Source organism: Arthrobacter sp. efr-133-R2A-120, from assembly GCF_030209835.1.
In the GTDB taxonomy this organism is placed as follows: Bacteria; Actinomycetota; Actinomycetes; order Actinomycetales; family Micrococcaceae; genus Arthrobacter.
On record NZ_JARVRF010000064.1, the window covers coordinates 122,419 to 130,167 of the forward strand.

Genomic DNA, 7,749 nt, shown 5'->3' on the forward strand with positions numbered 1-7,749 from the left:
TTCACCCGGATGTTCGCATGTCCTGACATATTTGCGTGAATTCTGTTTCCGGTTAACCACGGATTCATTGCCCATGACCCACTCCTTCACCTTGCCCTTGGAAGGTAGTTCCTGCACTTGGGGGACTTTTCGGTTCAAGATGAAGGAACACCATGACCAACCGCTTTCTAGCAGCGGCCGCCGTCGCCGTTGTTGCAGCCACCGCTGTGACCGGCTGCGCCCAAAGCAGTACCGCTTCGGCCCAGAACAATGGCGCCAGCGCATCCCCGGACAAGACGATCACCGTATTCATCAGCGGGGACACCAACGTCCAGAACCTGTGGGAGAAGAGCCTCGTTCCCGCCTTCGAAAAGGCCAACCCCGGCTACAACGTGAAGGTCACCCTCGATCTGCACGGCGAGCACGATGCCCAGACCCTGGCGAAACTGACCAGCGCCACGGAGCAGAACAAGGAACCTGATTTCGACCTCGTGGATGGCGGTTTTGTTTCCAAGGCCTCCGCAGCCAATCTGCTAACGTCCGTAAGTTCCCAGACGATTCCGGCACTGAACGATGTCCCGAAGGACGTCATCAAGGCCGGCGGCACGGGTGGCATCCCGTACCGCGGCTCCGCAGTGCTCCTGGCCTATGACACCAAGACGGTTGCCTCTCCGCCGAAGACCCTTGACGATCTGCTCGCCTGGATCAAGGCAAACCCGGGCAAGTTCACCTACAACTCGCCCAAGTCCGGAGGATCCGGCGGTGCATTCGTTGCCACCGTTTTGGACAAGTTCGTCCCTGCAGACGCCCGCGCCAAGATGACGGTGGGCTACGAGAAGGACCTCGAGAAGTACTGGGACCAGGGCTTCGCGACGTTGAAGGACCTCAACTCGTCCGTCTTCCAGAGCGGTGTCTACCCCAACGGCAACCAGCAGACCCTTGACTTGCTCGCCAAGGGACAGATCTCCATGGCTCCCGTATGGTCTGACCAGTTCATCACGGGCTTGACCAACGGCCAGATCCCGTCCACCGTGAAGGCCACCCAGATCAGCAACCCGTCCTTCACCGGCGGTGCGGCGTACCTGGGCATTCCCAAGTCCTCGCCCCGACAGGAGGCCGCGCTGAAGCTTGCCAACTTCGTACTCTCGCCCGACGCGCAGACCATGATCATCAAGGAAATGTCCGGTTTCCCGGCCATCAGCCTGGACAAGCTGCCGGCTGATGTGAAGGACAAGTTCAAGGACGCAGACACCAACAACCTGCGTAAGGGCTACTTCGACCAGATGGGCAAAGACCTGAACAACCTCTGGGACCAGAAGGTTCCCGGCCAGTGACAACCACGCTTCACAAGCCGGCGGAACTGCAACAAACAGTTCCGCCGGCTGGTGTCACGCGCCCTAAACGCCTGGGCCAGCGCGCCGTCGGGTTCTTCATGGCACTGCCGCCGATCCTGTTGATTGCGATCTTCGTCGGCTTCCCGATCGTTCTCGCCTTCGGGTTCAGCATCGGCCTGACCGGCGGGTTGAACCACACCATCGCCACCATTGGCCAGAACGTGCACGAGGCAGACGCCTGGTGGGGGACCCTCGCGGCGTACCAAGAAATGTTCACCAACAAACGTTTCCTCGGAGACCTCCTGGTCACCGTCATCGTGACGCTGGTCAGCACGGCGACGGTCATCTTCCTGGCCTTGGGCATTGGGCTCTACCTCAAGCTCAAGGGCGGTCGAATGGCCCGGCTTCTCTCCGGACTGGCGATCGTGCCGCTCTTCATCCCGGTGGTCATCGCCTCGTGGGCGATCTTGACGTTCTACTCCGGCACGGGTTTCCTGCGGAGTGTCTTCGCGCTCTTCGGGGTTGACTTCCCCGTGTGGGCATTCACCATGGTGACGGTCATCATCGGCTCGGTCTGGACTTCACTGCCTTTCGCTGTGCTCATGGTCTCCTCCGGGCTGCAGTCCGTGCCAAACGCCATGATCGAAGCAGCCCGCGACGCCGGTGCCGGCTCCTTGCGCACGATCGTTTCAGTGATCGTTCCCATGGCCGCCGTTCCCATCATCATCGCGACGACGTTTACTGCGATAGGAATTGTTGGATCGTTCACGGTTCCGTACTTCACCGGGCCCAATTCACCGAACATGCTCGGAGTGGACATGTCCAACTACTTCTCTGCCTTCAACCAGCCCCAGCAGTCGGCAGTCATGGCTTTCACCGTCTTCCTGATCGCCTCCGGAATCGCCGCGCTCTACGTGTGGGCAAACTTCCGTTCCGCGAAGGAACAGGGGAAAGCCTGATGGCTATTACTGCTGCTTCCCGGACCCGCAGGCCGCTCACGCTGGACTCGATTGTCCGGAGTGCCCTGGTGGGCCTGTTCGTGGTCCTCATGGTCGTTTTCATCCTTGGCCCGCTGCTCTGGCTGGGCGTCCGCGCCTTCGCGGGCAACTGGACCTTCCCCAATCTCCTTCCCGATGACTGGACGCTGCGTTGGTGGCAAGTGGTGGTCAACGACGGCGCGCTCGGCATCGCGGTGCAGAACTCCTTGTTCTTCGCCCCGCTGACCGTCCTTGTGTCTGCGATCATTTGCTTGCCCGCGGCCTACGCCTTCGCCCGCTTTGATTTTCCCGGACGCAGATTCTTCCTGATCAGCCTGTTCGCGACCAACGCCTTTCCCAAGATGGGCTTGTTCGTCACCCTTGCGGCGCTCTTCTACGCCTTGAACCTCATGAACACCGTGCTGGGAATCCTGGTGGTGCACGTCCTGGGCACGGTGGTCTTCATGACGTGGATCCCGGCGGCAGCGTTCGCTGCCGTGCCGCGCAACCTTGAGGAAGCAGCCCGCGACGCCGGAGCCTCCAAATTGCGCGTGTTCGCCTCAGTGACGCTCCCCATGGCCCTCCCCGGGATTATCGTCGCTGCCGTGATGTCCTTCCTTGCGTCCTTCGACGAAGCACAAGGAACATACTTGGTGGGTGCGCCGGCTTTCATGACCATGCCGACCCAGATGTACAGCCTCGTGCTGAACTACCCCACCCAGGTGGCTGCCGTCTTCTCGATCCTGCTGGCCATTCCCTCCGTGGCCCTCATGCTCGCGGCGCACAAGCACATCCTCGGCGGCCAGCTCGCCGAAGGCTTCCAGATCAAATAGCGCACCGCGCTCAATGTCAGACAGAGAACCCATGACAATCCACGAACCATTGACTAAACCACCCGTCAGCCCCACGAAGCCGGGCACCCCGGCGTCGGGCGGCGGCCTCACCATCCGCGGCCTCCACAAGATCCTCGGCGGCCGCACCATCATCGACAACCTCGATCTGTCGGTGAAGGAGGGCGAACTGGTCTCCTTGCTGGGGCCCTCCGGCTGCGGTAAGACAACGACGCTGCGCATGATTGCTGGCTTCCTCGAGCCGGACTCCGGCTCCATTGAGGTGGAAGGCCAGGAGGTCTCGCACCTCGGAGCGGAGAACCGCCCCAGCGCCATGGTGTTCCAAAACTACGCGCTGTGGCCCCACATGACCGTGGCCAAGAACGTCGGCTTCCCGCTGAAGCTCCGCAAAATGTCCAAGGCCGAAATCAAGGACAGGGTGGAAGCCGTCCTGGAGTTGGTCAGCCTTTTGCACCACAAGGATTCCAAGCCCGCCCGCATTTCCGGTGGCGAGCAGCAACGCGTGGCATTGGCCAGGGCACTCGTCCAGGAGCCGAAGCTCTTGCTCCTTGACGAACCCTTGAGCAATCTGGACGCGAAACTGCGTGTCAAAGTGCGCGAAGACATCCGCAAGATCCAGCAGGAGCTGGGCATCACCACGGTCATCGTCACGCACGACCAGGAAGAGGCGATGTCCATGTCGGACCGCATCGCCGTGATGAATGCGGGCCGGATCGAGCAATACAGCACTCCGGAAGCGCTCTATGCCCGCCCGGAAACCGAGTTCGTGGCCACCTTCATCGGCAGCATGAACCGTCTGGAAGGCTCGCTCAAGGACGGACTCATCACCGCGGGCCCGGACGTTCTCGGGATCCGACCCGAGGACGTCATCCTGGCAGACGCGCCGTTCGCAGGTGCCGTCCCGGCGACCGTCGAGAGGGTGGTCCCGCGCGGACACTTCCAGGAAGTGTACGTGCGCAGGGCCGACGCCCTGCTCCGCAGCTTTGTCAACGGTGAACCCATGCGGCCCGGCTTGCGGACATATGCGGGGATCCGCAAGGCCATGACCTTCCGGGACGGACGCCTGGTAGGAGAGGCAGGTGCCGCACTGTGAGCAACACGATCGACACCAAAAGGACCCGGGCCGCAGCCCACCGGGGCGACTCCAGCAAATACCTGGAGAACACTTTGCCCGCCATCGCGTCAGCCATCGACGCGGGTGCGGACCTCGTGGAAGTGGACGTCCGGGTAACGAAGGACGGGCAGGTGATCCTGCTCCACGATGCCTCGCTGCTCAGGATCTGGAGCCTCGACGCCGACGTTGCGGACGTCGACTATGACCGCATCAGGCAACTGGGCGCCGGTGAGGAACGAATCCCGCTGCTTTCCGAAGCCCTCGAACTTTTCCGCGGCAGCCGGTCAACCTTGCTCATCGACATGGACGAGGCCGGCCCCGCAGAGGCGGCTGCCGCCGTCGTACGCGAAAGCGGCATTGAAGTGGCTTGGTGCGGGAACCTGGACGGAATGCGGATCATCCGTGCCCTCGACCGGGACGCCCGGATCTGGCTCCCCTGGAGCAAGAGGATCGCCCCGCCGGAAGAGCTGCTCGCCGAACTGCGTCCCGAGTTCGTCAATTCCGAGCACGTGGTCCTCAGCAAGGACATGGTCGAGCAGATCCACGCCGCGGGAGCAAAAGTTGCGTGCTGGACCGTGGACGACTTGGAAAACATGCGCTGGGCATTGGGACTCGGCGTGGATTCGATCACGAGCAACCAACTGGACCTGTTGCAAAGCGCCATCGCCGAAGACCCGCAGGCATGGGTATCAGCTCAGGCTCCCGGGGGACTGGCCGGAGACGAGGTTCTTGAGTCCCGGAAAGTCGCGTTGGAACTGGCCGAATGGGCCGTCGGATACATGCGCGACGCCGATCGCGGCCAGGTCTCAACCAAGGCGCACCCCGCTGATCTGGTCACGGAAGTCGATGTCGCCGTCGAGCGCCACGTCCGCGAGGTGATTGCCGCCCGCCTTCCCGGCCACACTGTAGTTGGCGAGGAAATGGGCGGAGTCGCAGTGCCCGGCGCACCGTGCTGGTACCTTGATCCCGTCGACGGAACCACCAACTACGTGAACCAGATTCCCTGGACGGCGTTCTCGCTTGCCTTGGCTGTGGACCGCAAGCCCGCGGTGGCCGTCGTCGCAGATCCTTGGCGTGGCGAGATTTTCGAAGGGTGGGCCGGGCACGGTGCCTGGCTGAACGGGAAGCCGCTATCGCTGGCTCCCGCGGGAGTTTCGACGGCGGCCCTGGCCGGAACCGTGGTGGCAACCGAACTCGCCGGGCACTTGCCGTGGCCCGGAATGCTGGAACTGCTCGCGGAGCTCGGCGAGCGGCACAGCATCATGCGGATCATGGGATCGGCGACCATGACGGTGGTTGGCGTAGCAGCCGGGCGTGGCGCGGGGGCAATCATCGGGAGTTTCAGCCCGATCGACCACCTGGCGGCGACGCTCGTTGTTCAAGAGGCCGGAGGCATCGTCCTCAATGCCGAAGGCGAGAAGGACACGTTCCCGGAACAAGGCGGAGTGCTTGCGGCCCGTCCGGAATACTCGGCCGAGCTTTACGAACTGTGGCGCCAGGCAAATGACGACGCCGGCAATTGAGCTCCTCTCCGACGCCGTTTCCGCGATTGACCGGCGGAGCCGCTTCGAACTGCTTGGGGAGATCCGCCTCGGCTTTCCGACGTACCACCCGCAGGGCATGGCGTTCGCCAAGGGACTGACCTTCTTGTCGTCCGTTGAGATCCTCGATGCGCCGCGCCCTGCGGCGGATCCGACGCTGCGCACCCCCGGGCGGGGGAACGGGCACGTGTTCGTCCTCGGGCCGGACGGCGGGCTGCTACGCGACATTCCTGTGGGCGAGGACGCGGCGTATCACCCCGGTGGTATCGATTTCGACGGCGACCACGTGTGGGTTTCCGTCGCCGAATACCGGGCCGCGAGCAGAAGCATCATCTACACGATCGATCCGGACACCTTCGAGGTCCGCGAGCGGTTCCGCGTGGACGACCACATCGGTTGGATCGTCCGCGATGCCGGACTGAACCTGGTGTTCGGCGGAAGCTGGGGTTCCCGGCAGCTCTACACCTGGGACACGGAAGGCCGTCTGCTGGACGCATGGGAGAACCCCGGCCATTTCGTCGACTACCAGGATGCACAGCTCCTCGGTCCGGGACTCCTGCTGTGCAGCGGGATTTCCCTGTTGCCGCAGGTTGATGGTGGTGTCCTTGAACTCGGAGGACTGGCCCTGGTGGAACCGCTGCGGCAAAGAATCAAACGGGACGTGCCCATCAGCGTGTTCAGCGGTGCCGGTCACGTCATCACCCGCAACCCTGTCACCGTCACCGCGGATGAATCCGGGCTGTTGATTCACGCGGCGCCGGATGACGGTTACGACGACGGCGGTACGCGGATACTGAGCTACAGGATCATTTAACACAGCCGTGACAGACCGGAAACGGGTCCCGAACTCGGCCTCGATAGCGTGGCCGCATGATCGTATCCATCATGTCCAAGGTGAGCGCCTGGATCGAAGCTGCCTACTTCTACGACGCCGCCGAGCAGGGGGCCTCCGGAGCCACTGAAACCACCCGCTACGGCTGGCTCCCGGCGCTCAGCGGTGTGGCCATCGCCGACGCCCAAGCGCGGAAAATCCGCGCCGCGGAGTAGCAAAAACCCCGGGATTCCGAGGTTCTTACGTGGCCAGATGTCTTGTTGAACACACTATTCGTTGATGGCGTGTAATATGCCCTAAACTGCTTCACTGAGGTGCCTGAAATGGCACTATGCAGCAACGAAAGTGAACCACAACAATGGCTACCGATTACGACGCCCCACGCAAGACCGAAGAAGAGTCTCCCGCCGAATCGCTCGAGGCCCTTCAGGCGTCGCGCGGCTCCGGTGCCCAGACTGCTGTCATCGACATCGACGAGAACGACACAGCCGAGGGCATCGACCTTCCGGGCGCCGATCTGTCCGGCGAAGAACTGACCGTCATCGTTGTCCCGGAGCAGTCCGATGAATTCACGTGTTCATCGTGCTTCCTGGTCCGTCACCGGTCGCAGATCGCGCTGGAAAAGAACGGCCTCAAGTACTGCCGCGACTGCGAAGGCTAAACCCGCACGCAAAGCAGCCCTGCTCGACTGGAACCGGCAACGCCAAACCAGTCAGGTAGGGCTTTTGCGTGCCCGCGGGACCCGGCGCACTTGCGGCGCGCCTAATTGGTAAGCAGCGTGCTGCTCGCCTGAGCCGCTCAGGCGGCTTGTAGTCTGGCGGGTTGGGCGTATTTAAGCGCCTTTGCATGGTGTCGGAGCTTGCGTCGGTGGTGCCTGGAATCTGGCGCCGCCGTGGTCATGGATAGCCCGGTTCCTGGCGGGGGCGGGGCTGTTGATCGGTAGTGGTGTCCCGTTGGGGTGCGGATGTCGAGGACATGCCGTGTCCCGGGGGGTGTCGTTGCTGTCCAAGTTCGTGCTGTCCCGGTTGTTGCTGTCCAGCCGGGGAGTTCTTTGGTGTGGTTGCAGGCTTCGCACAGGCCTGCCCCGTTGGCCTGGGTGGTGGGTCCTCCGTGGTGCCAGG

General features: G+C 62.8%; 8 protein-coding genes. All 8 read left to right on the forward strand.

What is annotated here, in order from left to right:
* Positions 1–152 precede the first annotated feature (152 nt).
* The 8 genes from QRN52_RS22450 (at position 153) to QRN52_RS22485 (ending at position 7,289) form a co-directional block, all read left to right on the forward strand.
* Positions 153–1,313: an extracellular solute-binding protein gene (locus QRN52_RS22450; RefSeq protein WP_284755962.1), complete on the forward strand. Its 1,161-nt coding sequence runs from the start codon at positions 153–155 to the stop codon at positions 1,311–1,313.
* On the forward strand, positions 1,310–2,272 hold the full coding sequence (locus QRN52_RS22455; RefSeq protein ID WP_284755963.1) for an ABC transporter permease: 963 nt from the start codon (positions 1,310–1,312) through the stop codon (positions 2,270–2,272). The genes QRN52_RS22450 and QRN52_RS22455 overlap by 4 nt, the downstream gene beginning before the upstream one ends.
* Entirely contained in the window at positions 2,272–3,123 is an 852-nt protein-coding gene (locus tag QRN52_RS22460) for an ABC transporter permease (protein ID WP_284755965.1), read from the forward strand. The genes QRN52_RS22455 and QRN52_RS22460 overlap by 1 nt, the downstream gene beginning before the upstream one ends.
* A gap of 31 nt (positions 3,124–3,154) precedes the next feature.
* Positions 3,155–4,234 carry an ABC transporter ATP-binding protein gene (locus QRN52_RS22465; protein WP_284755967.1) on the forward strand — a complete coding sequence of 360 codons (1,080 nt, stop codon included), beginning with the start codon at positions 3,155–3,157 and terminating at the stop codon, positions 4,232–4,234.
* Entirely contained in the window at positions 4,231–5,778 is a 1,548-nt protein-coding gene (locus QRN52_RS22470) for an inositol monophosphatase family protein (RefSeq protein ID WP_284755969.1), read from the forward strand. Before QRN52_RS22465 ends, QRN52_RS22470 begins: the two co-directional genes overlap by 4 nt.
* Positions 5,759–6,610 (forward strand): DUF6454 family protein, encoded by an 852-nt coding sequence (locus QRN52_RS22475; RefSeq protein ID WP_284755970.1) that lies wholly within the window; start codon positions 5,759–5,761, stop codon positions 6,608–6,610. The genes QRN52_RS22470 and QRN52_RS22475 overlap by 20 nt, the downstream gene beginning before the upstream one ends.
* A 56-nt stretch (positions 6,611–6,666) precedes the next feature.
* Entirely contained in the window at positions 6,667–6,843 is a 177-nt protein-coding gene (locus QRN52_RS22480; RefSeq protein ID WP_284755972.1) for a hypothetical protein, read from the forward strand.
* A 143-nt stretch (positions 6,844–6,986) separates the two neighbouring features.
* Positions 6,987–7,289: a DUF4193 domain-containing protein gene (locus QRN52_RS22485; RefSeq protein WP_059388261.1), complete on the forward strand. Its 303-nt coding sequence runs from the start codon at positions 6,987–6,989 to the stop codon at positions 7,287–7,289.
* Positions 7,290–7,749: the final 460 nt, after the last annotated feature.